Origin of the sequence: Nonomuraea sp. NPDC050227 (assembly GCF_044459705.1) — a bacterium.
GTDB lineage: Bacteria > Actinomycetota > Actinomycetes > Streptosporangiales > Streptosporangiaceae > Nonomuraea.
Window position 1 is genome coordinate 959044 of the sequence record NZ_JBITJF010000001.1, and the last position, 25171, is coordinate 984214.

Here is a 25171-nt window from a genome sequence, read left to right on the forward strand (position 1 = left end):
GTCAGCGGTCCGACTCCCTGATGGCCGTGCCCACCTCGCTCACCCGGTCGGCGAGGAGGCCGAGGGCGCCCACGGCCCTGGTCATCGGGTCGTCGCCGGCGCCGCCGAGCGCCCTGGCCCGGAGGAAGGCCGCCTTGATCTCCGCCCAGCGCGCCGCCTGGGCGGGGGTGAGGCGGCCGCGCAGCTCGGCCAGCTTGAGCAGGTTGGCCTCGGCGTCCTGGGTGAGGGTCTGCGCCTCGCCCAGGTAGTGGTCGTCGATCACCGCCTCCAGCTCCTCGTCGTTCATGGCGGGCACGATGCGCTCGGCCAGCTTGTTCATGTTCCGGTACGACCCCTGCAACCGGTACGGCGGCTCGGTCCTGGACGCCTCCGCCTGGGACGCCGACGCGATGTAGGCCGCGTTGTTGGCCAGCACCACCTCCTGCGCCCGCACCAGCTTGCCCAGCACGCCGAGCACCTGCTCCAGCTCGGCCTTGCCGTACGGGTGCCGGAGCTGGTCAGGCCGGACGGCCGGGTCCCCCTTGGCCAGGCGCACGAGGAGCTCGACGTCGGCCCGGTCGCGGCCCGAGAGGGGGGCGAGCACCGGGTTGGAGGTCAGCGCGTTGTCCACGTAGCTCAGCGCGAACAGCTCGTCCTTGCCGGAGAGCACGTCGCCCAGGTTCCACACGTCGGCCCGGTTGGCCAGCATGTCCGGGATGCGGAAGCGCTGCCCGGACTCGGTGTACGGGTTGCCCGCCATGCACACCGCGAAGCGCTTCCCGCGCAGGTCGTACGTGCGGGTCCGGCCGTTCCAGACGCCCTCGATGCGGCGCTGGGCGTCGCACAGCGAGATGAACTTCTGCAGCAGCTCCGGCGAGGTGTGCTGGATGTCGTCCAGGTAGAGCAGGGTGTTGTTGCCGCTCTCCAGCGCGAAGGAGATCTTCTCGACCTCCTGCCTGGCCGTGGCGTCGGGCGCGTCGGCCGGGTCGAGCGAGGTGACGCCGTGGCCGAGCGCCGGGCCGTTCACCTTGACGAAGACCAGGCCGAGGCGGCTGGCGACGTACTCCATCAGCGTGGTCTTGCCGTAGCCGGGCGGTGAGATGAGCAGCAGCAGGCCCATCTGGTCGGTGCGCTTGCCCGCGCCCGCCGCGCCGAGCTGCTTGGCCAGGTTGTCGCCGATCAGCGGCAGGTAGACCTCGTCCAGCAGCCGGTTGCGGACGAACGCGCTCATGACCTTGGGCCGGTACTCCTCCAGACGCAACCGGCGGCGTTCCTGCTCGATCAGCTCGTTGCGGCGGCGCTGGTAGGCCCGGTAGGCCGGGACCCGGTCCTGCCTGAAGGCGCGCGCCCTGGTCAGCAGCTCGTCGAGCCTGACCCGCAGCCTGCGGTCCTGCACGCGCGGATGCGCGCCGAGCAGCCCCTCGACGGTCTCCTCGACGGCGGCGCCGGAGTCGTGACGCGGCAGGTCGCACAGGAGCACGGCGACGGCCTCGGCCACCTCGGGACCCTGCCGGTAGGCGCCGATCCAGGCGTGGGCGAGCTGCAGCCGCTCGGGCAGGGGGAGCGCGGCCAGCTCCTCCTCGAACTCGCGCGTCCTGGCCGGGCCGAGCGCCTGCCTGAAGCCGTCGAGGAGGTCGCGCGCCGCCTTGCCGGTCACGAAGCCCGACGGCGTCGCGCCCAGCTCCTCGACCAGGTACTCACCGGCCAGCGCGGCCGTGCTCCGCCCGGTGTCCTGGCCGGTGTCCTGGCCGGGGGAGAAGGCGGCGATCCGGCCGCCGAGCTCGGCGGCCAGCGCCTCCAGGGCGGGCGTCCGGCCGAAGACCGCGCGGGCGCGGACCAGGGAGGCGGCCCTGGTGGCCAATGTTTTACGTGAAACCTCGTCCGTGCCGAAGGCCCAGAAGAGCTGCGCCGCCGCGCGGGCCTCGGGCGGGTAGCGCAGCAGGCCGGCGCCCTCGCGCAGGCGGACCAGGCTCTCCAGGACGAGGATCGCGTCGTGGTCGTGCACGCCGCGCTCGTAGCCCTCGTCGTAGCGCTGCTCGGCGGCCTGGCGTACCAGGTCGGCCAGGGAAGCGCCGGGCTCCGCGGAGTCCAGGAGCGAGGCGGCCAGGTGCTCGGCCCGGTACATCTCCGGCGTCTCCGACACCAGCAGCTGCTCCCAGAACGGCCGCGTGTCCGCGAACGACGCCGGCACGGGCGCGCGGTAGTCGGTGCCCGTGATCGCGAAGTGCATCTCGCCGTCGTGCGGGACCAGCGTCAGGTCGATCGGCTGGGTGTTGACGGCGAACAGGTGACGGCCGAGGCGCAGCGTCTCGCCGCCGTCGGTGAACAGGTCCAGCCGGTCCCGCAGGGCGCGGCCGGCCTCCTGCTGGGCCGCCTTGACCCGGCCGTCCAGCTCCTCGGCCCGGACGGCGTCGCCCAGGGAGCGCAGCTCGGCCGCCGCCGTACGGACCCTGCCGACCATCGGATCGGTGGCGAAGTACGTGTTGACCTCGTCCATCGACCCCAGGGACGCCAGCCGCCTGGTCACGCTGCCCAGGATGCGCTCGGCCGAGGCGAAGACCCGGTCGGCCCGCCGGGCCAGGCCGTCGAGCTGGGTCTGCTTCCTGGCCGAGAACGCCTCGTAGACCTCGTCCCGCTTGCCCGCGAGCTGGGCGGCGAAGTCGTCGAACTCGCCGAACCGCGCCTCCAGGTTCTCCACCTGGAGCATCAGGCGGCCGAGCTGCTCGTCGCACTTGTCCGGCGTGTCGGCCATCGCCAGCGCGCCCGAGACGGCCTGCCCGAACAGGGCGAACTCGGCGGCGAAGGCCGCGCGGCCCTCCGAGCCGAGCAGCTCGCGCCGCCGCCCGTCGAGCACGGCCCGCGCCCGGTTCACCCCGGCCAGCACCTCGGCGATCCGGCCCAGGATCGACGTGCGGACCGTGGCGTCGGCGATCTCCAGCGAGCCGACGACCTCCGTCACCACCTCCAGGCCCTCCGCCTGCTCGGCCAGCCGGTCGGCGACGGGCGCGGCCTCGGCCACGGTCGCGATCGCGGCGGCGTCGGCGGCCAGCCGTTCGACCGCCACATGGTAGGCGGTGAACGCCTCCGCGCCCTCCAGGAAGGCCACCGCGCGCCGGCCGGTCGCGGCCAGCTCCGCGGTCACGGCGGCGGACAGCTCGTCCAGGCGGGCGAGGTCCAGGTAGCGGACGTCGCGCAGGGTCACCAGGCGGCCCTGCTGCCTGCGCAGTCCGGCCAGCGTGGTGACCCAGGCGTCGGCCGTCGCGGGGGTGTCGGCGGCGGCCGCGCGTACCAGGTGGGCGGTCTCCTCGGCGGCCGCGGCCAGGGCGTCGGCGGCCTGGCGGGTGAGCTGCTCGACGTTCTCGTACTCGTCGAGCACCTGCTCGGCGGTGGCGCGCACGTCGGCGAGCGGCGCGGCGAGCCCGTGCTCGCCGAGCCAGTGGTAGGAGTCGGCGGCGCGGGTGCAGGCGGCGATCAGCGCCTCGAACGTGGCCTCCGACGCCGCCATCTCCTCGACCATGCGGGCCACGGACAGGCAGTCGGAGATGCCGCGCACCAGTTCGGCGTTGCCGATGCGCTCCAGGGGCCCGGTCCCGGCGGGCTGGGCGGCGGCGTAGGTGTCGGACACGTACGGCGTCTGCCACACCTGCATCGGGTGGACCCGGGTCGGCTCCTCGGAGAGGGCGCGGAAGACCACCATCGTGCCGTCGTCGAACAGGGAGTACCCGTGGCAGACGATGGGGTTGGCCACCTCCTTCCTGATCACGTTGTACGGCAGCAGCAACGAGCGGCCGTCGCCCCGGGCGTGGAAGACGTACAGGACGTCCTCGCCGTTGGGCGAGCGCACGACCCGCTCGAACTCCAGGTCCGCCACGTCCGTGTCGAAGGTCTTGCTGATCCCGGTGGCCAGGTAGTAGCCGCCCGGGAAGATCAGCCCCTGGTCCTCGGGCAGCCGCTGGCAGGACTGGCCGATGCCGTCGAGCCTGGTCACCGCCTTGGTACGGGTGTTGAACACCAGATGCCGCCAGTCCGGCTCCTTGTACGGCCTGATCCGCATGAGGGCGAGCGGCCCGACCCTGGCGTACTCGACGTCGGCGTCGGCCAGCGACTGGAGGCGTTCGGTGACCGGCTCGGAGTAGACGCCCGCGCCGGTCTCGGTGTTGTTCTCGACCTTGATGGTGAGGTCGCCGCCGATCGTCTCGACGAAGACCTCGCCCTCGATGGAGATGTGCGGATGGCGGCCGAGGACGTGGTCGTCGCGGGTGGTCGGCGTCCACTCGAAGTCGTGGGACGGCGGGAAGACGTGGTCCCGCTCCCCCCTGTTATCCAGATATTTCGGGACACCGCCGTTGCTGACCGTCCACCTGAGCACCCGCGTGTCCGCCGGGCCCGTCCGGAACACCGCCAGCAGCTTGCCCTCGACCCGGCGCAGCTGCTGGAGCCTGGTCTCCTTGTAGTACCGGTACAGCTCGGCGAAGTCCTTCCTGAACGCCGGCTCCTCCAGCGTCTCCAGCTTCCCCGTCTCGAACGTGAACGCGTCCCCGTCCCTGGTGAAGCGGTGCACGGCGAACACGTCGGCCACGGTCGTCTCCGGCTTGAGCCCGATGAAGACGTTGTAGCCGAACAACATCACCTCGCCCAGCGAGACGATGTCCCTCGGGACGCAGTTGTTCTCGGTCCTGATCCGCTCGGTGCCGAGCAGGCGCAGCTCCGCGCCGCCGAAGACGCGCAGCCGCTGCACGTTGACCTCCTCCGCCGCCACCGCGAGGGCCTTGGCCTGCGCCTGGAGACGGTTCCGCAGAACCTCGTAGGTCCCGGCTTCCAGCTCGGTGGTGCTCACGTCAGCCCTTCGCCGCCGCCAGCGCGGCCACGGGGGAGTCGGCCACGCCCAGCCGGCGCGCGGTCTCCAGCAGCTCGCCGAGCGCCGTCGACTGCGGGCCGCCGTCCTGGATGAGCCGCATGAGCAGGGCCGAGACGGTCAGGTTCTTGATGTCCTCGGTGCGCACCCCGCCGACCACGCTCGCGATGTCCGCCGCCAGGCTGGCCGTCCCGTTGAGGTACGGCGCCGCGAGGGCCCCCGCGACGTTCGAGTGGCCGACGAAGCCGTCCACCGCCTTGCCCGCGGTGATCGAGCCGACCACCTTGTCGAAGAACATCGTGTCGCCGCCGACGATGTCGATGTTGGCCTTGGCCAGGCCCGCCGCCAGCACGCTGGCCTGCGACTCGGCCACCTGGCGGGTGACGTCGATGTGCTTGAGCCTGATCTCCTTGTCGGCCTCCAGGCGCAGGCGGTACTCCTCGTGGCCCCGGCTGGCCTCGTCCAGGGCGGCCATCGCGGCGGCCTTCTGGGTCAGGCCCTCGGCCTCGGCCTTCAGCTTCTCGCCGATCGCGGTGGCGCCGGCCAGCGCCATGGCCTGCTCGCCCTCGGCCTGGGCCTTGAGCCGGTCGCCCTCGATCAGCGCCATGGCCCGCGCGCCCTCGGCCTCGGCCCGCAGCCTCTCGCCCAGGGACAGGGCCTCGGCGCGGCCGACCTTCTCGATGGCGTCCGCGTCGCGCTCCTTGACCTGCACCTGCGCCAGCCCGGCCGCGGCGGACTCGGCCTGCACGCCCTCCGCGAGCCGGATCTTGGCCCGCGCCTCCAGCTCCGCGGCCTGCTGCCGGGCCTCGGCCAGCACCAGCTCCTCGCGGGCCTTGAACTTCGAGGCCGCCTCCGCGGCCTCGGCCGCCTTGATGTCCTTGACCAGGTTCTCCTGCGCCTCGGCCTCGGCCGCGATGATCACCTGCTGACGGGTGCGCTCGGCCTCCTCGACCACCCGCAGCCGCTTGATGCTCTCCTCCTGCTCGGCCACCGTCTTGTCGACCGCGATGCGCTCCCTGATGACCTCGGCGATCGACCGCTTCTCGGTCTCGACCTCCTTGTCCTTGGCGATGCGCGACAGTTCGGTCTCCCGCTCGCGGGCGATGACCTCCAGCAGGCGGTCCTTCTCGATGCGCTCGCTCTCGATCGCGATCACCCGCTCGCGGTTCTTCTCGGCGACCGCCACCTCGCGGGCCTGGTTCTCCCGCTGCACGCCGATCTGCTCGTCGGTCTTGATGCCGGCCGTCTGCGCGCGCAGCCGCTCCTCGGCCTGCACGCGGGCGATCTCCGCCTCCTCGCGGGCCTTGACGGTCTCGATCTCGCGGCGCTGCTTGAGCTCGGCGTCGGCCTGGCGGCGCTGGAGCTCCAGGATGGCCTCGCGGGCGTCCACGTTCTGGCGGGTGATCTCCTTCTCCTCGGCCCGCTGGAACTCGTTGGTCCGTACGTGCTCCAGCGCGGTCAGCTCGGTGATCTTCCTGATGCCCTGGGCGTCCAGGATGTTGCTGGAGTCGAGCTGGGTGAGCGCGGTCTGCTCCAGGTAGTCGATGGCGGCGTCTTCGAGGCTGTAGCCGTTCAGGTCGGTGCCGATGAGCCGGATGATCTCGTCGCGGAACTCGTCCCGCTTGGTGTAGAGGTCGACGAAGTCGAGCTGCTTGCCGGCCGTCTTCAGCGCCTCGGAGAACTTGGCGCTGAACAGCTCCTGGAGGGTGTTCTCGTCGCTGGCCCGCGCGGTGCCGATGGCCTGGGCGACCTTGATGACGTCCTCGGCGGTCTTGTTCACCCGGACGAAGAACGTGATCTTGATGTCGGCCCTGATGTTGTCCCGGCAGATCAGCCCCTCACGGCCGGTACGCGTGATCTCGATGGTCTTCACCGAGATGTCCATGGTCTCGGCCTTGTGGACGACCGGCAGCACGATGGCGCCGGTGAACGTCACGTCCACCTTGTTGACCTTCGACACGATCAGCGCCTTGCCCTGTTCCACCTTGCGGAAAAGGCGGCCGATGATGACCAGCAGGCCAATCACGATGACCAGGACGACGGCGAGAAATACGCCGAAGCCCGTGGAGATGACGTCCATCAGAGCTCGCTTTCGTAGGGCATGACCCAGAAGAATTCGCCGTCTTTGTCGTATTCGAAGATGAGTGCTTTGTCGCCGCGGCCCAGGCGGTCCCGTCCGGTCGTCCGGACCTGGACGACCGCGGTCGAGCCGTCCTCGGCGGTGACCTCGGCCTGGCCGAATTCGGGGGTGGCGGCGCCGGTGCGGATGACGCACGGGCGGCCCACGAGGTCGCCGCGCGAGTGCTGCCCGCCGTCCTGGAAAGCCCTGCGCAGCGGCCCGATCAGGGCGCGCGTGGCGAGCCAGCCGCCCGCCGCCGCGGCGAAGGGCACGGCGGCCAGCGCGGCGTCCGGCAGCACCTGGCCGCCGATCAGACTCAGCAGCCACGCGACCGCCACCAGCAGGGAGATGACGATCCCGGCGGGGACGCCCCCGAATCCCAGCCATGGCGCGTCGTGGTCGAGGTCCAGCAGGCCCGCGATGACGGCCAGCCAATAAGCCAGGACCGCCGCGAGGAGAAAAGTGAAAATGACGGTCGGAAAGCCCAGAGCGGCGTGGAAGAACTCGGTCATCAGCCCTCGGTTTGCCCCATCCCCCGGTGTGTCCTGACGGACTATATACATATAAAGCGCGACTAAAGCGGAAAGTTCCCGACTTCATATCGAAAGTTAGCCGACTTGACCTCAAGGGCGGTTGAGGTAGCACGCTCGACGGCATGACTGACGTGATGAGGGCGGCGGCGTTCGCCGAGCCGGGCGGCCCCGAGGTGCTGAAGGTGATGGAGGTGCCCGCGCCGCAGGCGGGCCCGGGACAGGTGCGCGTCCGCGTGCGGGCGGCCGGCGTGCAGCCGTTCGACGCGGCCGTACGGGCGGGGTGGCTGCCGCCGTACATGGGGGACGTGCCCTGGCCGCGCATCCCGGGCAACGAGTTCGCCGGCGTGGTCGACCAGGTGGGCGACGGGGTCGCCGGGGTGTCGGCCGGGGACGAGGTGCTGGGCTTCTCGCGGCTGTTCGCCTACGCCGAGTACATCGTGGTCCCGGCGGCCGACGTGGCCCCCAAGCCCGCCGGGACGCCCTGGGAGGTGGCCGGCGGGCTGACCTCCGGCGTGCAGACGGCCGAGCTGGCCCTCGACGCCCTGGCGGTCGGCGCCGGCGAGACGCTGCTCGTGCACGGCGCGGCCGGGTCGGTGGGCACGGCGGCCGTGCAGATCGCCCGCATGCGCGGCGCCACGGTGATCGGCACCGCCCGCGAGGCCAACCACGACCACCTGCGCGACCTCGGCGCGATCCCGGTCGCCTACGGTGACGGGCTCGCCGACCGGGTGCGCGCGCTCGCCCCCGGCGGCGTGCACGCGGCCCTCGACGGCGCCGGCGGCCACGCCCTGGAGGTCTCGCTCGACCTGGTCGCCGACCGCGGGCGCATCGTCACGCTGGTCGAGCACGGCCGGGCGGCCGAGCTGGGCGTCAAGGTCGTCCAGGGCGAGCGCACGGCCGAACGGCTCGGCCGGTACGCCGCCCTGTACGCCGAGGGCCGCTTCGCCTTCCCGGTGCGGCGGACGTACCGGCTGGAGGAGGCCGCCGACGCCCACCGCGAGATCGAGACCGGCCACGGCCGGGGGAAGGTCGTCCTCGTGACGGACTAGAGGTCCGCCACAATCTCCGGGCGGGCCGGTTCGGGCGGCGTTCCTGTGGCGCCGGCCGAGCCGGCCCGCCTTCGCGGTTCAGACGGCGTTCTTGTGGCGCTGGTTGAACCGGCCCGCCTTCGCGCGGTTGCCGCACACCTCCATCGAGCACCACCTGCGGCTGCCGTTCTTGCTCACGTCGAGGAACCACAGGACACAGGCGGGGTTCGCGCACTTGCGCAGCCGTTCGGGACGTTCGCGCAGGAGCCGGACGAAGTCGGCGGCCGCCGTCCAGGCCGACTCCCAGGCCGGATCGCTCACCACGACGGTCTCGCGCGGCCCGTCGGCGTCCACCCGCGGCCTGGTCGAGCCCTCGGCGAGCACCGCGTTGAGCGCGTCGTGCCCCCGGCCTTCGAGCGAGCCGCGCAGCGCGTCCCGCGCCCGGACGAGCCGGTCGCGCACCCGCTCCAGATCGTCCTCGCCCGGCAGGCCGTGGTCGCCGAGCCAGGAGCGCACGCCTTCCAGGTCGTCGAACTGGTCGAGCAGGACGCCGTGCTCCACCCAGACGGTGTCGACCAGGTCGAGCGCCATGGGCTCGTCGCGAAGCGGCCGTATCCTCACTGCCTCTAACCCCCCAAAGCGATTTGACCGGTTACTGATCGCCATGCTATCACTTAACCAGCAAAACGGATTTAGCCGGTTATGGCTGGAGGATGAGATGACTGTTCGGTACCGCACCGCTGTGGTGGACGGCCTCGACGTGTTCTACCGGGAGGCCGGTGACCCGTCGGCGCCCACGCTGGTGCTGCTGCACGGGTTCCCGACCTCGTCGGTGGCCTACCAGGAGCTGATCGCCGACCTGGCGGACGAGTTCCATCTGATCGCGCCGGACTACCCGGGCTTCGGCCACAGCTCGGCCCCCGCGGCCGACGAGTGGGAGTACAGCTTCGACCACCTGGCCGACGTGGTGGACAGCCTCCTGGACACCCTGGGCGTCGCCAAGTACGCCCTCTACGTGCACGACTACGGCGCCCCCGTCGGCTTCCGGCTCGCCGTCCGGCACCCGGAGCGCATCACCGGCATCGTCACCCAGAACGGCAACGCGTACGAGGAGGGTCTGACGCCGTTCTGGGAGCCGCTGCGCAAGGCGTGGGCCGACCCCTCCGAGGAGAACACCTCCGCGCTGCTCGGCCTGCTCACCCCCGAGGCCACCCACTGGCAGTACACGCACGGCGTCCCCGACGCCGCCATGGTCAACCCCGACAAGGCGGCCCTCGACCAGGCTCGCCTCGACCGGCCCGGCAACCACGCCGTCCAGCTCGCCCTCTTCGTGGACTACGGCCGCAACCCTGGCCTCTACCCGCAGTGGCAGGAGTACCTGCGCACGCACCAGCCGCCGGTGCTGGCCGTGTGGGGGCGGCACGACGAGATCTTCGGCCCCGACGGCGCCCTCGCCTTCGACCGGGACACCAAGCGCGCCGAGATCCAGCTCATCGACGCTGGCCACTTCGCCCTTGAGACCCGTGGCCGGCAGATCGCCGCGCTGGTCCGCGACTTCCTCCGCCGCCTCTCCGACTGACGGGAGCCTCCGATGGCCCAGCCCCGCCGCCGCGGGAACACCACGGCCCGCCCCGGCCTGTCCGCCGCGGCCGTCCACGCGCACCGATCACTGAACTCCCGCCGCGCGCCCGCCCCCCACGGGCGCGCGGCGGGCCCGACGGCCGGGCCGCCGCCCACCCGGAGGTGGGGGCGGGCCGGGACGTCGGGGGCGCCCGCCCGGCCGTCCGGCAGGGCGGTGGCCCTGGCCACCGCGGCGGCGCTGGCCGGACTGTCGTCACTGGCCCTGCTGGCCGGCCTCACCGGCATGGAGCTGTTCGCGCTGCCGTTCGCCGCCACCGCCGGGATCGTGGCCCTGGCGCCCGCCGCGCCGTTCGCCCAGCCACGCAGCATCCTCCTCGGCCACCTGAGCGCCACCGCGCTCGCTCTGGCGCTCACCGCCCTCACCGGCCCCTCGGTGTGGACGGCGGTCGCCGCGGCGGCGCTCTCCACGGCCCCGATGCTGCTGCTGCGGGCCCCTCACCCGCCGGCCGGGGCCACGGCGGCGCTGATCGGGCTCACCGCCCCGGACCCGGTGTACCTGCTCGACCCGGTCCTGGTCGCGAGCGTCGTGGTGATCGCCGCCGGGGTGGCGCTCGGACGGCTGCTGCCGGGCCACAGATACCCCGCCTACTGGCGGTGACCCGTCACTGCCGGTGGCGCACGGCCTCGGCGATCACCAGGGCGACCTCGTTGAGTTCGTGCTCGCCGTCCTCGACGTCCCACAGGGCGTTCTGCAGGATCCGGCCGAGGGTCCAGCCGGCCGTCCTGGCGGGGTCGAGGCCCAGCCCGTCCACCATCAGGTCGAACCGCCGCAGCACGCCCCTGATCGGGTCGCCGGTGGCGACGACGGCGTCCCAGCGGTTGTCCAGGGCGGGCCACAGGTCGAACCCGGGGTCGCCGGCCAGCGGCTTGGGGTCGATGGCCAGCCACGGCTCCCGCTCGGCGGCCAGCACGTTGTCGTAGTGCAGGTCCCAGTGCAGCAGCCGGTCGCCCGGCTCGGCGACGAGCTCGGCGACCGCGTCGGCGCACCAGCGCAGCCAGTACCTGTCCTGCTCGCGGGGCAGCGCGGCCGTCGCGCGGTCGACGTCGGCCAGCATCTGCGCGGCGATGTCGCCCAACCGGCGCAGCCCCGGCGGGGCGGGGAGGGCGGTCAACCGGCCCAGCAGCCCGGTCAGGATCGTCAGCGCCTCGGTGTCGTCCGGGAGGGCCGACAGCGGGCGGCCGGAGTCGAGGCGTTCCAGCAGCAGGGTGCCGGTCTCGGGGTCGTCGTCGAGCAGCAGGACCGAGCCCTTCCCGGCCCACGTGCGCAGGCCGGGCGCCTCGGTGGCGTTCTCGTCGGTGACGGGCTGGAGCTTGAGCGCCGCCCTGGTGCCGTCCTCCCGTACGACGGGCAGCACGAGGGAGACCACGCCGTGCATGGGGCGGCCCTCGTCCAGCCGCAGCCCCCACTCCTCCAGGTAACGCTCGGCCAGCGCGGGCAGGCCGGCCGACCAGGCCCGCCCCCGCTCGCCGTCGATCTTCACATGTGATGCGGTCAACGCCTCGGGAACCATGATCCTCATCGCCCCAGTCTGCCTCCGGCCGGGGCGCCCGCGGCTAGAAGTGCCAGGGGAAGGGCGACCAGTCGGGCGCCCGCTTCTCCAGGAAGGAGTCGCGCCCCTCGGCCGCCTCGTCCGTCATGTACGCCAGCCGCGTGGCCTCGCCCGCGAACACCTGCTGCCCGACGAGCCCGTCGTCGATCATGTTGAAGGCGAACTTCAGCATGCGCTGCGCGGTGGGCGACTTGCCGTTGACCTTGCGGGCCCACTCCAGCGCCGTGGCCTCCAGCTCCGCGTGCGGGACGACGGCGTTGACCATGCCCATGCGGTGGGCGTCGGCCGCGCTGTAGGTGTCGCCCAGGAAGAAGATCTCGCGGGCGAACTTCTGCCCGACCTGCCGCGCCAGGTAGGCCGAGCCGAAGCCGCCGTCGAAGCTGGCCACGTCGGCGTCGGTCTGCTTGAAGCGGGCGTGCTCGGCGCTGGCCAGGGTGAGGTCGGCCACGACGTGGAGGCTGTGCCCGCCGCCCGCGGCCCAGCCGGGCACCACGCAGATCACGATCTTGGGCATGAAGCGGATCAGGCGCTGCACCTCCAGGATGTGCAGGCGCCCGGTGGCGGGGGTGCCGTCGGCGTACTGGTAGCCGTCTTTGCCCCTGATGCGCTGGTCGCCGCCGGAGCAGAAGGCCCACCCGCCGTCCTTGGGCGAGGGGCCGTTGCCCGTGAGCAGCACGCAGCCGACGTCGGTGGCCTGCCTGGCGTGGTCGAGCGCCCGGTAGAGCTCGTCGACCGTCTGGGGCCTGAAGGCGTTGCGCACTTCGGGCCGGTTGAACGCGACCCGCACCGTGCCCTGGTCGAGGGCCCGGTGGTAGGTGATGTCGGTGAAGTCGAAGCCCTCGACGACCTGCCACATCTTCGGATCGAACAGCTCGGAGACCATGGGGGCGAGCCTAACGGATCTGCCCCTCGGCCCACTCGGCCCACTCCTTCTGCACGGCGCCGAGCCGCAGGCCGTACTCCAGGGCGAGCCGGCCGTAGACCGACAGGTTGTCCTGGCCGCTCTCGACGAAGCCCTTGATGGCCTCCATGTGCTCCAGGTGCCTGCCCACCACCTCGGCCTGGCGGCGCAGGTAGGCGCGGGCCTGCTCGGGATCGACCTGGCCGAGGAAGAACACGCGCAGCAGCATGTCGCTGCGCCCGACCCTGACCGGCTCGACCTCGGTGATCCAGCGGCGCAGCTCGGCCCGGCCCTCCTGGGTGATCGCGTACTCCTTGCGGCCGCGGGGGCCCTCGGCCGCGACGCTCACGAGACCGGCGTCGGCCAGCTTGCCGAGCTCGGCGTAGAGCTGGCTCTGCGTGGCCGGCCAGACGTTGGACAATGAGACGTCGAAGGTCTTCAGCAGGTCGTAGCCGCTGGCCGGCCCCTCGGCGAGCAGACCAAGCACGGCGTGTCTCAAGCTCATATTCCTATATTGACATATCTCCACAGGAGGTTCTACATTCGACATGTCTACTTAGGAATGTCAAAGGAGTTGCGCGATGCGCGGTCTGCTCGGTTTCCTCCCCTGGGTCGTCTACGCGGTCATCGCCACCGGCGACGAGTGGCGCTGGGGCGCCATCACCGGCCTCGTGATCGCCCTCGCCCTCGTGGCCATCGACCGGCGGTCCGGCCGGGCCTGGGACGAGATCGTGATCGAGACGAGCGCCGCCGCCTTCTTCGCCCTGCTCACGGTGCTCTCCCTGGCGGCCCCGCACTCGCCGCTCACGCCGTACGGGCCCGCGCTGGTCAACGTCTGGCTGGCCGGCACCGCCTGGGGCTCGCTGGCCATCGGCAAGCCGTTCACGCTGGGCATCGCGCGCACGATGGCGCCGAAGGAGATCTGGGAGACCCAGGCGTTCCGCCGCGTCAACGTGGTGATCACGACGGTGTGGGCGGCGGCGTTCACGCTCGCCGCCGTCTCGCTGACGTTCGTGCTGGCCGCGGCCCCCCACGCCACCACGGTCGTCATCGCGATCAAGGTGCTCTCGTTCGTCGTCCCCGCCGTCTTCACCGCCCGTTACCCGAAGGTGGTCAGGCGCCGCGCCGAGGCCGCCGCTAAGTGACCTCCGCCCGCAGCTCGGCCAGGAGCTCCCCCTGGTCGGCCAGCATGTCGGTGAGGATGCGGCGGGCGGCCCCGAGCAGGTCTGCCAGCTCGGGAGTGGCCAGGGTGTAGACCACCGTGCTGCCTTCGCGGATTGCGCTCACGATCCCGGCCCTGCGCAGGACCGCCAGCTGTTGTGAGAGGCTCGACGCCTCGATGTCGATCTGGGCCAGCAGGTCCCTGACGGGCAGTGGACCTTCCTGGAGTAGCTCCAACACTCTGATGCGAGCGGGGTGGCCGAGCGTCCTGAAGAAGTCGGCCTTGGCCTGGTGGACCTCCACGTGCATATTGCAAGACTAATCGAGCGCAGTTGCATAATTCTTCAAGTCGTAACGTTGTTGGATAGCATGACAGCGGGGACTAGGGAGTAGCCATGGGCCGAGGAAGAGCCAAGGCGAAGCAGACGAAGGTCGCTCGCCAGCTGAAGTACGCCAACCACAACATCGACTACGACCGGCTGCGCGAGGAGCTGGGCGCGGACACGCCGCGCGAGGAGATGTACACGTCTACGGCGTCCGAGCAGGAGTCCGAGCGCGCGCAATGACGCGCGCCGGCTTCGCGGGGGCGTCCGCGACGTTCTCGGGCCGCCTGGCCTCCGGCGCCTGACCGGTCGCCGCGAGTTCCAGGCGGTGTTCCCGTCCCCGCCCGGCGGCGTGCCGCAGGGCGCGGGCCGGGCCGCGGTGGTCCGGCGGGCTAGCCCGTCACCGCTTCGAGCAGGCGGCGCGCGTCGGCGAGCAGGCGGCCGGTGGCGGCCCGCGACACCGGGTCGGCGTTCTGCTGCAATCCGTGCGTGAGGCCGGGCTCCCTGCGGCACGTGACCGGCACGCCCGCCTCGGCCAGCCGGCGGGCGTATGCCTCGCCCTCATCCCTGAGGGCGTCGTGCTCGGCGGTGACCACCAGCGTGGCGGGCATCCCGCTCAGGTCGGGCACGCGCAGCGGGCTCAGCCTCGGGTCGGCGCGCCGCGCCGGATCGGGCGCCCACTGCCGCACGGCCCAGGCGAGGAAGCTCTCGTCGAGGCCGTGACCGGTGCCCTTCTCCCGCACGCTGGGGCAGGAGAGCGTGAGGTCGGTGTTGGGGCAGACCAGGATCTGGGCGGCGGGCAACGGGTCGCCCGCGTCCCGCAGCTCCAGGCAGGCCATCGTGGCCAGGTAGCCGCCCGCGCTGTCCCCGGCCACCGCGACCGGACGGGCCTCGCGCAGCACGTCCACGACGTCCTCGACGGCCGCCGGGTACGGGTGCTCGGGCGCCAGCCGGTAGTCCACGGCCAGCACCTCCACCTCGCACTCGCTGGCCAGCAGGCGGCAGATCCGGTCGTGCGTGTCCAGGTCGCAGAGCACCCACGCGCCGCCGTGCACGTACACCACCAGCGGCCGCCGCTCCCGCGCGGGCCGGTAGTGCCGCAGCGGCAGCCCGCGCGGCCCGGCCAGGTCGGTCACCTGCGGCAGCTCGGGCCCCCGCGCACGCAGGTGCGCCCGCTCGGCGCTGCCCCTGCGCAGCTCATGGACGTCGGGATCGTTCATGGACGACGAGTGTAGGGATCACCGGCGGGCAAAGATCTCGCGGCGCAGGCGCAAAGCCGGGCATGCGGGGAAGGCCGATGGGCAGGTGCCGATCGGCCGACAAGGAGATCCAGACATGCGCGTAGGAATCGTGGGCTCGGGCCGGCTCGGCGCGCCGCTCGGCCGGCTGTTCGCGGCGGCCGGTCACGACGTGCTCTTCAGCGACGCCCGGCCGGCCCTGGCCGAGGAGGCCGCGGCCGCCGCCGAGGGGCAGTCGGGCGTCGGCTCGCCGATCGAGGCGGCGCGCTTCGGCGAGGTCGTCGTCATGGCGGTGTGGTGGGAGGCGTTCCCCACCGTGGTCGAGGAGCTGGGCGCGGCGCTGGGCGGCAAGATCGTCATCGACCCCAGCAACCCGATCACCCGGCTCGACGGCGCCGAGGCGGTGGTGGCCGTGCCGGACGGGCTCACCAGCCCGCAGTACCAGCAGCACGTGCTCGGCCGCGAGGTGCGGCTGGTGCGCACGTTCAACACCAAGTACCCCAACGAGCTGCTGGACCTGGGCACGGCCGGGCAGCGGGGCGGCCCGCGGGCCGACATGCCCTACTGGGGCGACGACGAGGCCGCCAAGAAGGCCGTGGTGCCGCTCATCGAGGACGCCGGCTTCACCGCCATCGACGGGGGCGGGCTCGCCGACGCCCTGTGAGCCGGGCCGAGCCGGCTGGGCCCGGCCGGCCCTACGTGAGCCGGGACGGGCCTGGGGGAGCCGAGGGGGCCGGAATTAGGCCGCGCAGGTGTCGTGGGTGGCGTCGAAGCCCTTGATCGCCTCGGTGTCGTCGGCGCGCAGCGGCTTGAGCCCCTTCCAGTCGTCGCCGATCACCAGCACCAGGTGGTTCGTCCGGGCACCGGCGACCAGCTTGGGCGTGGCGGCGAGCAGGTCGTTGGTGAGCGTGGGCACCCGCGTCTCGGCGTTGGGGCCGTAGAGCAGCGTGGTCTTCGCCTGGGGCTTCCTGGCCGTGTCGCCGATCTTGCTGATGTGGTAGCCGCGCTGTTCCAGGAAGGCGGCCACCTGCGTGCCGAGGCCGCCGCGGTAGGTGCCGTTGCGCAGCTCGATCTGGATCTTCGACCGCCCCACCTTGGCCTGGCCGCCCTTGACGCCCTGGACGCTCTGGTCCCTGGCGACGATCTGGAACAGCCGGCCCGCCTGCGGCTGCACCCACTCGACCCGGCCCGGCTGGGTCAGCGAGTAGTGCCAGGGGGTGGTGATGAACCGGATCTGCCCGGCGTTGAGGCCCTGGAGGCTGGTGGCGAGGTCCTTCATGACGCCCACCGACAGGTCGTCGTCGACGGTCACCGACTTGGTTCCGGCGTCGAGGAAGCCGAACAGCTTGGACGGGTCGGTGAGCGTCTCGCCGCTCATCACCTTCTTGAGCATCGAGGCGATGAACATCTGCTGCCGCTGGATGCGCCCGATGTCGGAGCCGTCGCCGAGGCTGTAGCGGGCGCGGACGTAGCCGAGCGCCTGCTCGCCGTTGAGCGTCTGCCGCCCGGCGGGCAGGTGGAGCAGGGCCTTCTTGTCGTTCACCGGGGAGGGCAGGCAGACCTCGACGCCGCCCACGGCGTTGACCATGCTCTTGAAGCCGGTGAAGTCGACCTTCACGAAGTGGTCGATGTGGATGCGGGTGAGCGACTCGATCGTCTTCCAGGTGCAGGCGATGCCCCCGGAGTTGAACGACTCGTTGATCATGCCCAGGTGCGGCTGCTGGCCGGGCAGGCCGCCCGTGGCCCGGCAGGCGGGGAGCTGGACCAGCGAGTCGCGCGGGAAGCTGATCACCATGGCGTTGTCCCGCTTGGACGACACGTGCGCCAGCATGATCGTGTCGGTGCGCTCGCCCGCGATGCGGCGGCCGTACCTGGCGTTCTTGCCGTCGCGCTGGTCGGAGCCCACGATCAGGACGTTCATCGCCGAGGTGGCGACCTTGGGGGGCCGCGTCTCGCCGAGGTCCTCCTTGGTGACCGTGGAGCGCTTGAGGTTGCCGCTGAGTTTCGCGGTGACGCCGACGGCCACGCCGGCGACCAGGAGGACGACGGCGACCGCGATCGCGATCACCCAGCGTAGCCAGCGCCCGTGGCGCCTCTTGGGGGCGCCGGGGTCGCTGGAGGGCGGAGCATCGACAAGCCCGCTGCTCACGTGACTCCAGAGGGACGGGGGCCGAGGGGCCACCGCCCCGGGCCAAGAGCCTCGCCGTACAAGTCTCGGCCGTTGAACGTGCCCGAGTGTACTCAGTCCGGGACGGGTATGCGGAGGGACCGCGTTCCTCGACGGTCAAGCCTCGGGTCAGCGCTCGCGCGGGGTCACCAGGCCGGACTCGTAGGCGAAGACCACGAGCTGGGCGCGGTCGCGGGCGTGCAGCTTGGTCATCGCCCGGCTGACGTGCGTCTTGGCGGTGGTCGGGCTGATCACCATCTGGGCGGCGATCTCGTCGTTGGACATGCCGCGGGCGACCAGGGCGGTCACCTCGCGTTCGCGGTTGGTGAGCACGTCCAGGCCCTGGGGTTCGGGTTCGGGGCGGCGGGCGACGTACTCGCCGATCAGGCGGCGGGTGATGGCGGGGGAGAGCAGGGCGTCGCCGCGGGCGGCCACCCTGACGCCCTGGAGCAGGTCCGCGGGCTCGGTGTCCTTGACCAGGAAGCCGCTCGCGCCGGCGCGCAGGGCGTGGAAGACGTACTCGTCCAGGCCGTAGTTGGTCAGGATCACCACGTGGACCTCGGCCAGGCGTTCGTCGGCGGCGATCCGCCTGGTGGCCTCGATGCCGTCCATGACGGGCATCTGCACGTCCACGAGCGCCACGTCGGGGCGGTGTTCCAGGGCGAGGGCGACCGCCTGCTCCCCGTTGGCGGCCTCGGCGACGACCTCGATGTCGTCCTCGGCCTCCAGCAGGGCGCGGAAGCCGCCGCGGATGAGGGCCTGGTCGTCCACCAGCAGCACGCGGATCACCGGGCCTCCTGCAGCGGCAGCTCGGCGCGCACGGTGAACCCGCCCTCGGGACGCGGCCCGGTCGCCAGCCGCCCGCCGAGCGCCGTGACGCGCTCGCGCATGCCCAGCAGGCCCACGCCGGGGTCGCAGGGGCCGCCGTTCGCGCGGCCGTCGTCGTCCACCTGCACGATCAGCTCCTCCTTGCCGTAGTCGACGCGTACCGAGGCGGTGGCGGGCCCGGCGTGCTTGGAGACGTTGGTCAGCGCCTCCTGGACGATCCGGTAGGCCGCCCGGTCGACCTCGGCCGGCAGGTCGCGGCGGTCGCCGGTGACCATCACCGTGGCCGGGACGCCGGTCGAGCGGGCCCGTTCGACCAGGTGGGTGAGCCGGTCGAGGCCGCTGGCCGCGGGGGCGTCGTCGTCCTCGCGCAGCACCTCCAGCGTGGCGCGCAGCTCGCGCATGGCCTCGCCGCTGGCCTCCTGGATGGCCAGCAGCGCCGCCGGCACCTCCTCGCCGCGCTTGCGCGCGAGGTGCACGGCCACGCCCGCCTGCACCTTGATGACGGAGATGGTGTGGGTGAGCGAGTCGTGCAGCTCCCTGGCGATGCGCAGCCGCTCCTCGCCCGCCCGGCGCAGCGCCGCCTCCTCGCGGGTCCGCTCGGCCTCGGCGGCCCGCTGTTCGACCTGCACGAGGTACGCCTGCCGGTGCCGGGTCACGGTCGCGGTCACCCCGGCCGCCAGGAACCAGCCGAGCAGCAGCGTCGTCTTCTGCACGATCTCCTGCGCGGTCTGCCCGTCGGGGGTGGCCAGGTTGACCGCCAGGGTCCCGCCCAGGAACACCGCGCCGGCCGCCGCCGCGAGCGCCCGGTGACCGGCCCTGACCGTGGCGAACACGGTCACCATCACCGGGAAGGCGGCCGGCGGGCCGGGCTGGGCGTGCGCGGAGTAGACCAGCATGCACAACGTGGTGACCAGCAGCGCCGGGACGGGCGCCCGCCGCCAGGCGACGAGCGCGAGCGACCCGGCGAGCACGGCGGCGTAGTCCGCGGGCCCCGCGTCCGGCGTGGCCACCACGGTCGCCGTCAGCAGCACGGCCACGACAGCCGCGAGCGCCGCGTCCATGACGGCGGGGTGCCATCGCAAGCTCATGCCAAGCACAGTAGAGCCTGATGTGTCGATAATCGTCCTCACGTGGGCGGAATGGGGGACTACTCCCGCCGTCGTACGCCGTCCGCCTCTGCGCCCCGCGCCGTAGCCGCGGAAGTCATCCAGGGCAGGACGACTTCGGCCCGTCCCGCGGCCCACCATGGCGGCCATGAACACGACGCAGACGGCCGCAGGCCAGTTCCGCTACGTCACGCCCGTCCGGCCGCAGGACGCCACGGGCCGGGTGGCCCAGGTCTACGCCCGCCTCGCCGACGACTTCGGCATGGCCCGCATGGCGGCCTTCCTGACCCTGTCGCCCGCTCCCGCCGTGCTGGCCGGGACCTGGGCGCTGCTGCGGGAGTCGCTGCTGGCCGGGCCGGGGTCCAGGACCGGCAGGGAGGTGGTGGCGCTGGGGGTGTCGCTGGCCAACCGGTGCCCGTTCTGCGTGGCCGCGCACACAACGCTGCTGCACGCCACCGGCGACCACAGGCTGGCCGAGACCGTCGCGGCCGGGGGCGCGCCCGCGGATCCCGGGCACGCCGCGCTGCTGCGGTGGGCCAAGGACCGGCGGGTGCCCGCGCCCTTCCCCGAGGACGAGGCGCCCGCGTACGTCGGCACCGCGCTGACCTTCCACTTCGTCAACCGGATCGCCTCGTCCCTGCTCACCGAGAACCTGCTGCCGGGCAACCTGCAGAAGTCGCGCCTGGTGCGCAGCGTGGGCGGCCGGGCCATGTCCCGGACGGTGCGCAGGGAGCTGCCGCCCGGCGCGGGCCTGGACGTGCTGGACGGCCTGCCCTCCTCGCCCGAGCCCGCCTGGGCGGCCGGCATGCCGGCCGGCACGGCGTACGCCACGCTCATGGCCGTCGCGGTGACGGGCGGGGAGCTGCTCGGCGAGGCGGCGCGGACGGCCGTCACCGAGGCGGTCGCGGCCTGGGACGGCGAGCACCCGCCGATGGGCGGCGACTGGCTGTCGGGCCCGCTGACCGGCGTGCCCGGCGAGGAACGGCCGGGGGCCAGGCTCGCGCTGCTCGCCGCCCTCGCGCCCTACCGGGTCACCGACGCGGACGTCGCCGCCTGGCGCGGCGCCGCGACGACGGACGAGGACCTGGTGCGGCTCGTCGCCTTCGGCGCCGCCACGGCGACGCGGCACGCGGAGGGCGTCCTCACCGGGACCCGCGTGGGCGCCGGCGGCAGGTCAGGCCGGTAGGCAGGCGGGCGGGCGGCCCGAGGCGGGCCAGACGTATTCCAGGTCGTCGGGCTCGTCGCCGAAGAGCGGGCGGTAGTGATCGGGGTCCTTGCGCAGGAGGGCGGAGCGGTGGCTGAGGTGGAAGGCGTCGTCGCCGAGCCAGGGCGGCAGCTCGCCGGCCGCCGCCAGCTCGTGCTGGGTGCGGATGACGGGGGTGCCGCAGGCGCGGCCCAGCTCGACGGACATCGTGGCCGCGCAGGTGTCGGCCCGGCCGGTCGAGCACCAGCGCTCGCACACGTCGAGCCCGTAGCGGACCAGGGCCTCCTCGTAGCCGGCCCACATCTTGACGGCGGGGTGGTGGCGCCAGCCGTAGCCGGGGACGATCAGGGCGCGCAGCACCTGCAGAGCCTCCACCCGCTGCTTGCCCAGCCGCAGCGCGTCCAGGACTCCGGCACTGGCCGCGAAATCCGGATACGGAAGAAATGTCTGCATTCGATGCCCCCGCTGACCTGGTCTTTCCCGCCTGCCGCCCCGCGAGATCGTATATGGACCGCACGCCTCGCGGCGCGCACAATCGGCCCATGGGCTATGTCGGCGCGCGGACGCCTCGCAGGGAAGACGCCAGACTGCTGACCGGAAAGGGGAGATACGTCGGCAACGTACGCCTGCCCGGCATGGCGTACGCGGTGGTGGTGCGCAGCCCCGTCGCGCACGGACGGCTCCTCGGCTGCGACGCCAAGGCGGCCTGGACGGTCGAGGGGGTGCTCGACGTCATCACCCCCGCCGACGCCGCGGAGCTGCTGCTGCCCTGCGTCACCCTCGCCCCCGGCCAGCGGCTGACCGCCTACCGGGTGCTCGACGACACGATCAGGTACGCCGGCCAGCCGCTCGCCGTCGTCGTGGCCGGCACCCCCGCCGCCGCCCGCGACGCCGCGGACCTGCTGGACCTGGAGCTCGACCAGTCGCCCGCGACCGTCGGCGCGGAACGCGCACTCGACGAGGACGCGCCGTTGCTCTACCCCGAGTGGGGCACGAACCTGGTCACCGACTTCCTGCTCGGCGACGCCGACTGCGCGGAGTTCGTCGAGTCCGCCGAGCACGTCGTCGAGATGACGTTCAGGATGGGCCGGATCTCGCCGCATCCCGTCGAGCCGCGCGGCGTGGTGGCCTCCTACGCCGACGACGAGCTGACCGTGCACATCTCCTCCCAGGCCCCGCACCACGTGCGCGAGCACCTGGCCGACGCGTTCGGGCTCACCCACGACCGGGTACGCGTGATCAGCCGGGACGTCGGCGGCGGGTTCGGCGGCAAGGAGCACGTCTACCCCGACGAGGCGCTCGTCTGCCTGGCCGCGATGCGGACGGGCCGCCCGGTGAGCTGGACCGAGTCGCCCGGCGACCGGCTGGCGGCGACCCTGCCCGCGCGGGCCGCCGTCCACCGGGCCAGGCTGGCGCTCGACGGCCAGGGCCGGTTCGTCGCCCTGGACGCCGACATCCTCGGCGACCTCGGCGCCCATCCCTCGAACGTGGGCATCTCACCCTTCGCGGTCTCGGCCACCCTGCTGCCGGGGCCGTACCGGTTCGAGCGGGTCGGCGTACGGGTGCGTGGAGTGGTCACCAACACCACCCCGACCGGCTCCTACCGCGGCTTCGGGCAGCCCGAGTGCACCTGGACCAGGGAGCGCCTGATCGACGAGGCGGCCCGGCGGCTCGGCCTGGACCCGGTCGAGCTGCGGCTGCGCAACATGCTGACGCCGGACGAGCTGCCGTGCACGAGCCGGGTCTACCAGCAGTACGACTCCGGCGACTATCCCCGGGCCCTGCGCACCCTGCGCGACCTGGTCACCCCGGTCACCGGCGTGGACGACGGCCGCCTTCGCGGCGTCGGCTACTCCTGCCACGTCGAGACCACCGGCCTGGGCCCGTCGATGGAGATGAAGGCGTCGGGCATCCAGGCGGGCGGCTACGAGACGGCGGTGCTGCGCATGGAGCCGGACGCGTCGGTGGTGGTGTCGTCCGGGGTGGTCTCGATCGGGCAGGGCATCGAGACCGCGCTGGCCCAGGTCGCGGCCGACCGGATGGGGGTGCCGATCGAGCGGGTGCGGGTGGTGCTGGGGGACACGGCGGCGACGCCGTACTCGTCGATCGGGTCGATCGCCAGCCGGTCGCTGGCGGTCGGCGGCGGGGCGCTCGTCCAGGCCGCCGCCCGGCTGCGGGACAAGCTGCTGGCCATCGCCGCCCACCGGCTGGAGGCGGCGCCCGGCGACCTGGAGATCGCCGAGGAGTGCGTGCGCGTCAAGGGCGACCCGCGGGCGTCGGTGTCGCTGCGGGAGCTGGCCACGTCCGCCTGGCGGGCCTGGGACCTGCCGGAAGGCGTCACGCCGGGGCTGGAGGAGCGGGTCAGCTACGACCCGGCCGCCTACACCTTCGCCTACGGCGCGCACGCCGCCGCCGTCGCGGTGGACCCCGAGACCGGCGCGGTCGAGGTGGAGCGCTACTGGGTGGTCAACGACGCCGGGACGCTGGTCAACCCGTCCGTGGTCGAGGGCCAGATCCGCGGCGGGGTCGCGCAGAGCATCGGCATGGCGCTGACCGAGGAGATCGTCCACACCGAGGACGGGCAGCCGCTCGCCGAGTACCTGCTGCCGACCACCCGCGAGGTGCCCGACATCGAGGTCGTGCTGCTGGAGACGCCCTCGCCGCTCACCCCGGGCGGCATGAAGGGGGCGGGCGAGGCGGGCACGATCGGCCCGCCCGCCGCCATCGGCAACGCGGTCGCCGCCGCCATGCCCGAGCTGGCCGGACGCCTCACCGACGTGCCCCTCACCCCTCAGGCCGTGTGGAGGTGTCGGCACCTCTGACCTGGGCACGAGGAGCCTGAAGGTTCGGATCGGGGGACGAATCATGGAATATCGTGCACTCTTGGCGTCCATCGGCCGCATGACGGGCCTGGGCGCCGGCCCGGCCAGAGCGGCGGCGGAGGCCACGCTGACCACGCTCGCCCGCACACTCGACGACGACGACGACCGGCGCGAGCTCATCGACGCCCTGCCGCCCGAGCTGACCAACGACTTCCCCATGGACCATCCGCGCAACGACGGCACCGAGGAGGGCTTCGTCCGGCAGGCGGCGCTGCTCGGCCGTCGTCCGCCCGAGCAGGCCAGGATCAGGGCCCAGGCCGTGCTGGCCGCCGTCGCCGAGCAGGACCCCGAGCTGATCGCCCGGTTGCACATCCCCGAGCAGGTACGCCCCCTGTTCGACCCGCCGGACAGCGGCGGCGGCATCACTGGCCCCAAGGGGCACGCCGCCCCGCTCACCGCCGACGAGATCGCCGCGGCCCTCGCCACCCTGCCGCTGTGGACCGGCGACCGCTCGGCGCTGCGCCGGGAGATCTCCCTGCCGCGGGAGAACCTGCGTGCCGTCCGCCGCGCGCTCGACCGGCTCAAGGCCACCTACGGCCGGCAGCCCCAGCTCCACGACACCGCCGACGGCCTGGCCATCGTGGTCAGGACCGTCTCCGTGGGCGCGGTGACGGCCCTCGACGTGCAGCTGGCCAGGCGGGTCGACGACCTCATCGAGGAGGTGGGCGCCGGCATCGGCCGCCCGTAGCCGCGGGCCCGGCCGGTCCTGGGGCGCGGGCCTGGCTAGCCGCGCGGCCGGTCGGGCGTCTCGCCGGTCAGGTCCTCCAGGTGCTTGCCCGACTGCGACAGGGCCTGTTCCAGCGCCGCCTGCCCGGCGGTCTTGCGCTCCGCCGGGATCCTCCCCGCCACGCCCGGATGTCCGGCCGGGCGCTCACCCGGGCGCTCGGCCGGACGCCTGGCCGCGTCGAGGAGCGGCGTGGTGTCGGTCTCGGGGGTGTTCTCGTCAGGACTGCTCATGGCCCTGTCCGTACCCGCTGACCTGGGAAGACATGTCGGACCGCGAAGAAAGTCAGGATTTCTCGGAAAACGTTCGACCCGAACGGCTCCTGCGTGCGTACAGGTTTGGACAGCCGCATGTCCGACAAATCGGAGGCAGGTCTCGTGTTGACTGAAACGAGCATTCGTCGCCGCCCTTCCCAGGATGGAGAGGCCATGTCCAGGCTGCGGTCGGCCCGGCGGAGCCGGATGCAGTACGTATGGCCGTTGCGCCCGGACGCCCGGACCGTCGGCCACGCCCGGTCGATCGTCCGCGAGGAGCTGTCCGGGCTCGACCTGCACGACGACGTCGTGGACGACGCCGTCCTCATGGTGAGCGAGCTGGTCACCAACGCGTTCATGTACGGCGAGGGCCCCTACGAGCTGCTCCTGCACGTGGACGCCAAGGAGGTCATGTGCGTCGTCGTGGACGCCGGCCCGCCCCTGCCCGCCCCCTCGGTCCCCGACCCGTCCGCCGAGCACGGACGCGGGCTGCGCATCGTCGCCCGGCTCTCCGACGGCTTCTACGGCTGCCATCCCCAGCGTTACCTGACCCATCCCGACCTGGTCGGCAAGGCCACCTGGTTCGCGCTGCCACGCCGCGGCGGGCCCGGCAACGTCGTGCCGATCAGGGCGGGCACGTAGAGGGTTTCCAGTCTCCTGCAAGTCGGCCCGACCATA

General features: G+C 72.7%; 24 protein-coding genes. 10 read left to right on the top strand and 14 right to left on the bottom strand.

Features of this window, described 5'->3' with window-relative positions:
• Position 1: 1 nt before the first annotated feature.
• Genes ACIBK9_RS05180 through ACIBK9_RS05190 form a run of 3 tightly spaced genes read right to left on the bottom strand, consistent with a single transcriptional unit; the run spans position 2 to position 7465 of the window.
• The gene (locus ACIBK9_RS05180; protein WP_397155283.1) at positions 2-4816 is read right to left on the bottom strand and encodes a DNA repair ATPase; all 4815 of its coding nucleotides are present in this window, start codon (positions 4814-4816) and stop codon (positions 2-4) included.
• Position 4817: 1 nt separating this feature from the next.
• A complete protein-coding gene (locus ACIBK9_RS05185) occupies positions 4818-6914 on the bottom strand; it encodes a flotillin family protein (protein ID WP_397155285.1) in 2097 nt (698 codons plus the stop codon).
• A complete protein-coding gene (locus ACIBK9_RS05190; RefSeq protein ID WP_397155287.1) occupies positions 6914-7465 on the bottom strand; it encodes a hypothetical protein in 552 nt (183 codons plus the stop codon). The genes ACIBK9_RS05185 and ACIBK9_RS05190 overlap by 1 nt, the downstream gene beginning before the upstream one ends.
• 155 nt (positions 7466-7620) lie before the next feature.
• Between ACIBK9_RS05190 and ACIBK9_RS05195 the strand changes: the two genes are divergently transcribed.
• Positions 7621-8535 carry an NADP-dependent oxidoreductase gene (locus tag ACIBK9_RS05195; protein ID WP_387672198.1) on the top strand — a complete coding sequence of 305 codons (915 nt, stop codon included), beginning with the start codon at positions 7621-7623 and terminating at the stop codon, positions 8533-8535.
• A gap of 78 nt (positions 8536-8613) precedes the next feature.
• Here the strand turns inward: ACIBK9_RS05195 and ACIBK9_RS05200 are convergent, their stop codons facing one another.
• Positions 8614-9135 (bottom strand): CGNR zinc finger domain-containing protein, encoded by a 522-nt coding sequence (locus tag ACIBK9_RS05200; protein WP_397155289.1) that lies wholly within the window; start codon positions 9133-9135, stop codon positions 8614-8616.
• 97 nt (positions 9136-9232) lie between these two features.
• Between ACIBK9_RS05200 and ACIBK9_RS05205 the strand changes: the two genes are divergently transcribed.
• Both ACIBK9_RS05205 and ACIBK9_RS05210 read left to right on the top strand, forming a co-directional pair.
• A complete protein-coding gene (locus ACIBK9_RS05205; protein WP_397155291.1) occupies positions 9233-10093 on the top strand; it encodes an alpha/beta fold hydrolase in 861 nt (286 codons plus the stop codon).
• A 12-nt stretch (positions 10094-10105) separates the two neighbouring features.
• Positions 10106-10753 carry an HPP family protein gene (locus tag ACIBK9_RS05210; RefSeq protein WP_397155293.1) on the top strand — a complete coding sequence of 216 codons (648 nt, stop codon included), beginning with the start codon at positions 10106-10108 and terminating at the stop codon, positions 10751-10753.
• A 4-nt stretch (positions 10754-10757) separates the two neighbouring features.
• Here ACIBK9_RS05210 and ACIBK9_RS05215 read toward each other — a convergent pair whose 3' ends face one another.
• Genes ACIBK9_RS05215 through ACIBK9_RS05225 form a run of 3 tightly spaced genes read right to left on the bottom strand, consistent with a single transcriptional unit; the run spans position 10758 to position 13111 of the window.
• Entirely contained in the window at positions 10758-11675 is a 918-nt protein-coding gene (locus ACIBK9_RS05215; RefSeq protein ID WP_397155295.1) for an aminoglycoside phosphotransferase family protein, read from the bottom strand.
• 34 nt (positions 11676-11709) lie between these two features.
• Complete coding sequence (locus ACIBK9_RS05220; RefSeq protein WP_352366206.1) at positions 11710-12588, bottom strand: 1,4-dihydroxy-2-naphthoyl-CoA synthase; 879 nt, start codon at positions 12586-12588, stop codon at positions 11710-11712.
• A gap of 10 nt (positions 12589-12598) precedes the next feature.
• Positions 12599-13111 (bottom strand): PadR family transcriptional regulator, encoded by a 513-nt coding sequence (locus ACIBK9_RS05225; RefSeq protein WP_397155297.1) that lies wholly within the window; start codon positions 13109-13111, stop codon positions 12599-12601.
• Positions 13112-13187: 76 nt separating this feature from the next.
• Here ACIBK9_RS05225 and ACIBK9_RS05230 point away from each other — a divergent pair, with 76 nt between their 5' ends.
• Entirely contained in the window at positions 13188-13751 is a 564-nt protein-coding gene (locus ACIBK9_RS05230) for a hypothetical protein (RefSeq protein ID WP_352318327.1), read from the top strand.
• Here ACIBK9_RS05230 and ACIBK9_RS05235 read toward each other — a convergent pair.
• Complete coding sequence (locus ACIBK9_RS05235; RefSeq protein ID WP_090938046.1) at positions 13744-14076, bottom strand: helix-turn-helix transcriptional regulator; 333 nt, start codon at positions 14074-14076, stop codon at positions 13744-13746. The two genes, ACIBK9_RS05230 and ACIBK9_RS05235, sit on opposite strands and share 8 nt — an antisense overlap.
• A gap of 86 nt (positions 14077-14162) precedes the next feature.
• On the opposite strand from ACIBK9_RS05235, the gene ACIBK9_RS05240 reads away from it, so the two are divergent.
• Positions 14163-14333 carry a DUF3073 domain-containing protein gene (locus ACIBK9_RS05240; RefSeq protein ID WP_358291422.1) on the top strand — a complete coding sequence of 57 codons (171 nt, stop codon included), beginning with the start codon at positions 14163-14165 and terminating at the stop codon, positions 14331-14333.
• A 149-nt stretch (positions 14334-14482) separates the two neighbouring features.
• Here the strand turns inward: ACIBK9_RS05240 and ACIBK9_RS05245 are convergent, their stop codons facing one another.
• A complete protein-coding gene (locus tag ACIBK9_RS05245; protein ID WP_397155300.1) occupies positions 14483-15310 on the bottom strand; it encodes an alpha/beta hydrolase in 828 nt (275 codons plus the stop codon).
• A 115-nt stretch (positions 15311-15425) separates the two neighbouring features.
• Here ACIBK9_RS05245 and ACIBK9_RS05250 point away from each other — a divergent pair, with 115 nt between their 5' ends.
• On the top strand, positions 15426-15992 hold the full coding sequence (locus tag ACIBK9_RS05250) for an NADPH-dependent F420 reductase (RefSeq protein ID WP_397155302.1): 567 nt from the start codon (positions 15426-15428) through the stop codon (positions 15990-15992).
• A 75-nt stretch (positions 15993-16067) separates the two neighbouring features.
• Here ACIBK9_RS05250 and ACIBK9_RS05255 read toward each other — a convergent pair whose 3' ends face one another.
• The 3 genes from ACIBK9_RS05255 to ACIBK9_RS05265 form a co-directional block, all read right to left on the bottom strand.
• Positions 16068-17477 carry an LCP family protein gene (locus tag ACIBK9_RS05255; RefSeq protein ID WP_387671653.1) on the bottom strand — a complete coding sequence of 470 codons (1410 nt, stop codon included), beginning with the start codon at positions 17475-17477 and terminating at the stop codon, positions 16068-16070.
• 147 nt (positions 17478-17624) lie between these two features.
• Complete coding sequence (locus tag ACIBK9_RS05260; RefSeq protein WP_397155305.1) at positions 17625-18284, bottom strand: response regulator; 660 nt, start codon at positions 18282-18284, stop codon at positions 17625-17627.
• Positions 18281-19411 (bottom strand): sensor histidine kinase, encoded by a 1131-nt coding sequence (locus ACIBK9_RS05265; protein ID WP_397155307.1) that lies wholly within the window; start codon positions 19409-19411, stop codon positions 18281-18283. Before ACIBK9_RS05265 ends, ACIBK9_RS05260 begins: the two co-directional genes overlap by 4 nt.
• 166 nt (positions 19412-19577) lie before the next feature.
• Between ACIBK9_RS05265 and ACIBK9_RS05270 the strand changes: the two genes are divergently transcribed.
• Positions 19578-20615 carry a carboxymuconolactone decarboxylase family protein gene (locus ACIBK9_RS05270; protein WP_397155309.1) on the top strand — a complete coding sequence of 346 codons (1038 nt, stop codon included), beginning with the start codon at positions 19578-19580 and terminating at the stop codon, positions 20613-20615.
• Here the strand turns inward: ACIBK9_RS05270 and ACIBK9_RS05275 are convergent.
• A complete protein-coding gene (locus tag ACIBK9_RS05275; RefSeq protein ID WP_387671646.1) occupies positions 20604-21086 on the bottom strand; it encodes an MSMEG_6728 family protein in 483 nt (160 codons plus the stop codon). The two genes, ACIBK9_RS05270 and ACIBK9_RS05275, sit on opposite strands and share 12 nt — an antisense overlap.
• An 89-nt stretch (positions 21087-21175) precedes the next feature.
• Here ACIBK9_RS05275 and ACIBK9_RS05280 point away from each other — a divergent pair, with 89 nt between their 5' ends.
• Both ACIBK9_RS05280 and ACIBK9_RS05285 read left to right on the top strand, forming a co-directional pair.
• On the top strand, positions 21176-23455 hold the full coding sequence (locus ACIBK9_RS05280) for a xanthine dehydrogenase family protein molybdopterin-binding subunit (RefSeq protein ID WP_397155312.1): 2280 nt from the start codon (positions 21176-21178) through the stop codon (positions 23453-23455).
• A gap of 61 nt (positions 23456-23516) precedes the next feature.
• Entirely contained in the window at positions 23517-24203 is a 687-nt protein-coding gene (locus tag ACIBK9_RS05285) for a 4a-hydroxytetrahydrobiopterin dehydratase (protein ID WP_397155314.1), read from the top strand.
• 35 nt (positions 24204-24238) lie between these two features.
• Here ACIBK9_RS05285 and ACIBK9_RS05290 read toward each other — a convergent pair whose 3' ends face one another.
• On the bottom strand, positions 24239-24472 hold the full coding sequence (locus tag ACIBK9_RS05290; RefSeq protein ID WP_397155316.1) for a hypothetical protein: 234 nt from the start codon (positions 24470-24472) through the stop codon (positions 24239-24241).
• A 195-nt stretch (positions 24473-24667) separates the two neighbouring features.
• On the opposite strand from ACIBK9_RS05290, the gene ACIBK9_RS05295 reads away from it, so the two are divergent.
• A complete protein-coding gene (locus ACIBK9_RS05295; RefSeq protein ID WP_358291444.1) occupies positions 24668-25135 on the top strand; it encodes an ATP-binding protein in 468 nt (155 codons plus the stop codon).
• The last annotated feature ends 36 nt before the right edge of the window (positions 25136-25171 follow it).

Bases quoted from the DNA above. Each gene is read 5' to 3' on its own strand.
- ACIBK9_RS05240 (WP_358291422.1), top strand. From the start codon at position 14,163: ATGGGCCGAGGAAGAGCCAAGGCGAAGCAGACGAAGGTCGCTCGCCAG.
- ACIBK9_RS05225 (WP_397155297.1), bottom strand. From the start codon at position 13,111: ATGAGCTTGAGACACGCCGTGCTTGGTCTGCTCGCCGAGGGGCCGGCC.
- ACIBK9_RS05220 (WP_352366206.1), bottom strand. From the start codon at position 12,588: ATGGTCTCCGAGCTGTTCGATCCGAAGATGTGGCAGGTCGTCGAGGGC.
- ACIBK9_RS05195 (WP_387672198.1), top strand. From the start codon at position 7,621: ATGAGGGCGGCGGCGTTCGCCGAGCCGGGCGGCCCCGAGGTGCTGAAG.
- ACIBK9_RS05265 (WP_397155307.1), bottom strand. From the start codon at position 19,411: ATGAGCTTGCGATGGCACCCCGCCGTCATGGACGCGGCGCTCGCGGCT.
- ACIBK9_RS05215 (WP_397155295.1), bottom strand. From the start codon at position 11,675: ATGAGGATCATGGTTCCCGAGGCGTTGACCGCATCACATGTGAAGATC.
- ACIBK9_RS05185 (WP_397155285.1), bottom strand. From the start codon at position 6,914: ATGGACGTCATCTCCACGGGCTTCGGCGTATTTCTCGCCGTCGTCCTG.
- ACIBK9_RS05280 (WP_397155312.1), top strand. From the start codon at position 21,176: ATGGGCTATGTCGGCGCGCGGACGCCTCGCAGGGAAGACGCCAGACTG.
- ACIBK9_RS05245 (WP_397155300.1), bottom strand. From the start codon at position 15,310: ATGAACGATCCCGACGTCCATGAGCTGCGCAGGGGCAGCGCCGAGCGG.
- ACIBK9_RS05250 (WP_397155302.1), top strand. From the start codon at position 15,426: ATGCGCGTAGGAATCGTGGGCTCGGGCCGGCTCGGCGCGCCGCTCGGC.
- ACIBK9_RS05235 (WP_090938046.1), bottom strand. From the start codon at position 14,076: ATGCACGTGGAGGTCCACCAGGCCAAGGCCGACTTCTTCAGGACGCTC.
- ACIBK9_RS05190 (WP_397155287.1), bottom strand. From the start codon at position 7,465: ATGACCGAGTTCTTCCACGCCGCTCTGGGCTTTCCGACCGTCATTTTC.
- ACIBK9_RS05290 (WP_397155316.1), bottom strand. From the start codon at position 24,472: ATGAGCAGTCCTGACGAGAACACCCCCGAGACCGACACCACGCCGCTC.
- ACIBK9_RS05295 (WP_358291444.1), top strand. From the start codon at position 24,668: ATGTCCAGGCTGCGGTCGGCCCGGCGGAGCCGGATGCAGTACGTATGG.
- ACIBK9_RS05205 (WP_397155291.1), top strand. From the start codon at position 9,233: ATGACTGTTCGGTACCGCACCGCTGTGGTGGACGGCCTCGACGTGTTC.
- ACIBK9_RS05210 (WP_397155293.1), top strand. From the start codon at position 10,106: ATGGCCCAGCCCCGCCGCCGCGGGAACACCACGGCCCGCCCCGGCCTG.
- ACIBK9_RS05275 (WP_387671646.1), bottom strand. From the start codon at position 21,086: ATGCAGACATTTCTTCCGTATCCGGATTTCGCGGCCAGTGCCGGAGTC.
- ACIBK9_RS05270 (WP_397155309.1), top strand. From the start codon at position 19,578: ATGAACACGACGCAGACGGCCGCAGGCCAGTTCCGCTACGTCACGCCC.
- ACIBK9_RS05230 (WP_352318327.1), top strand. From the start codon at position 13,188: ATGCGCGGTCTGCTCGGTTTCCTCCCCTGGGTCGTCTACGCGGTCATC.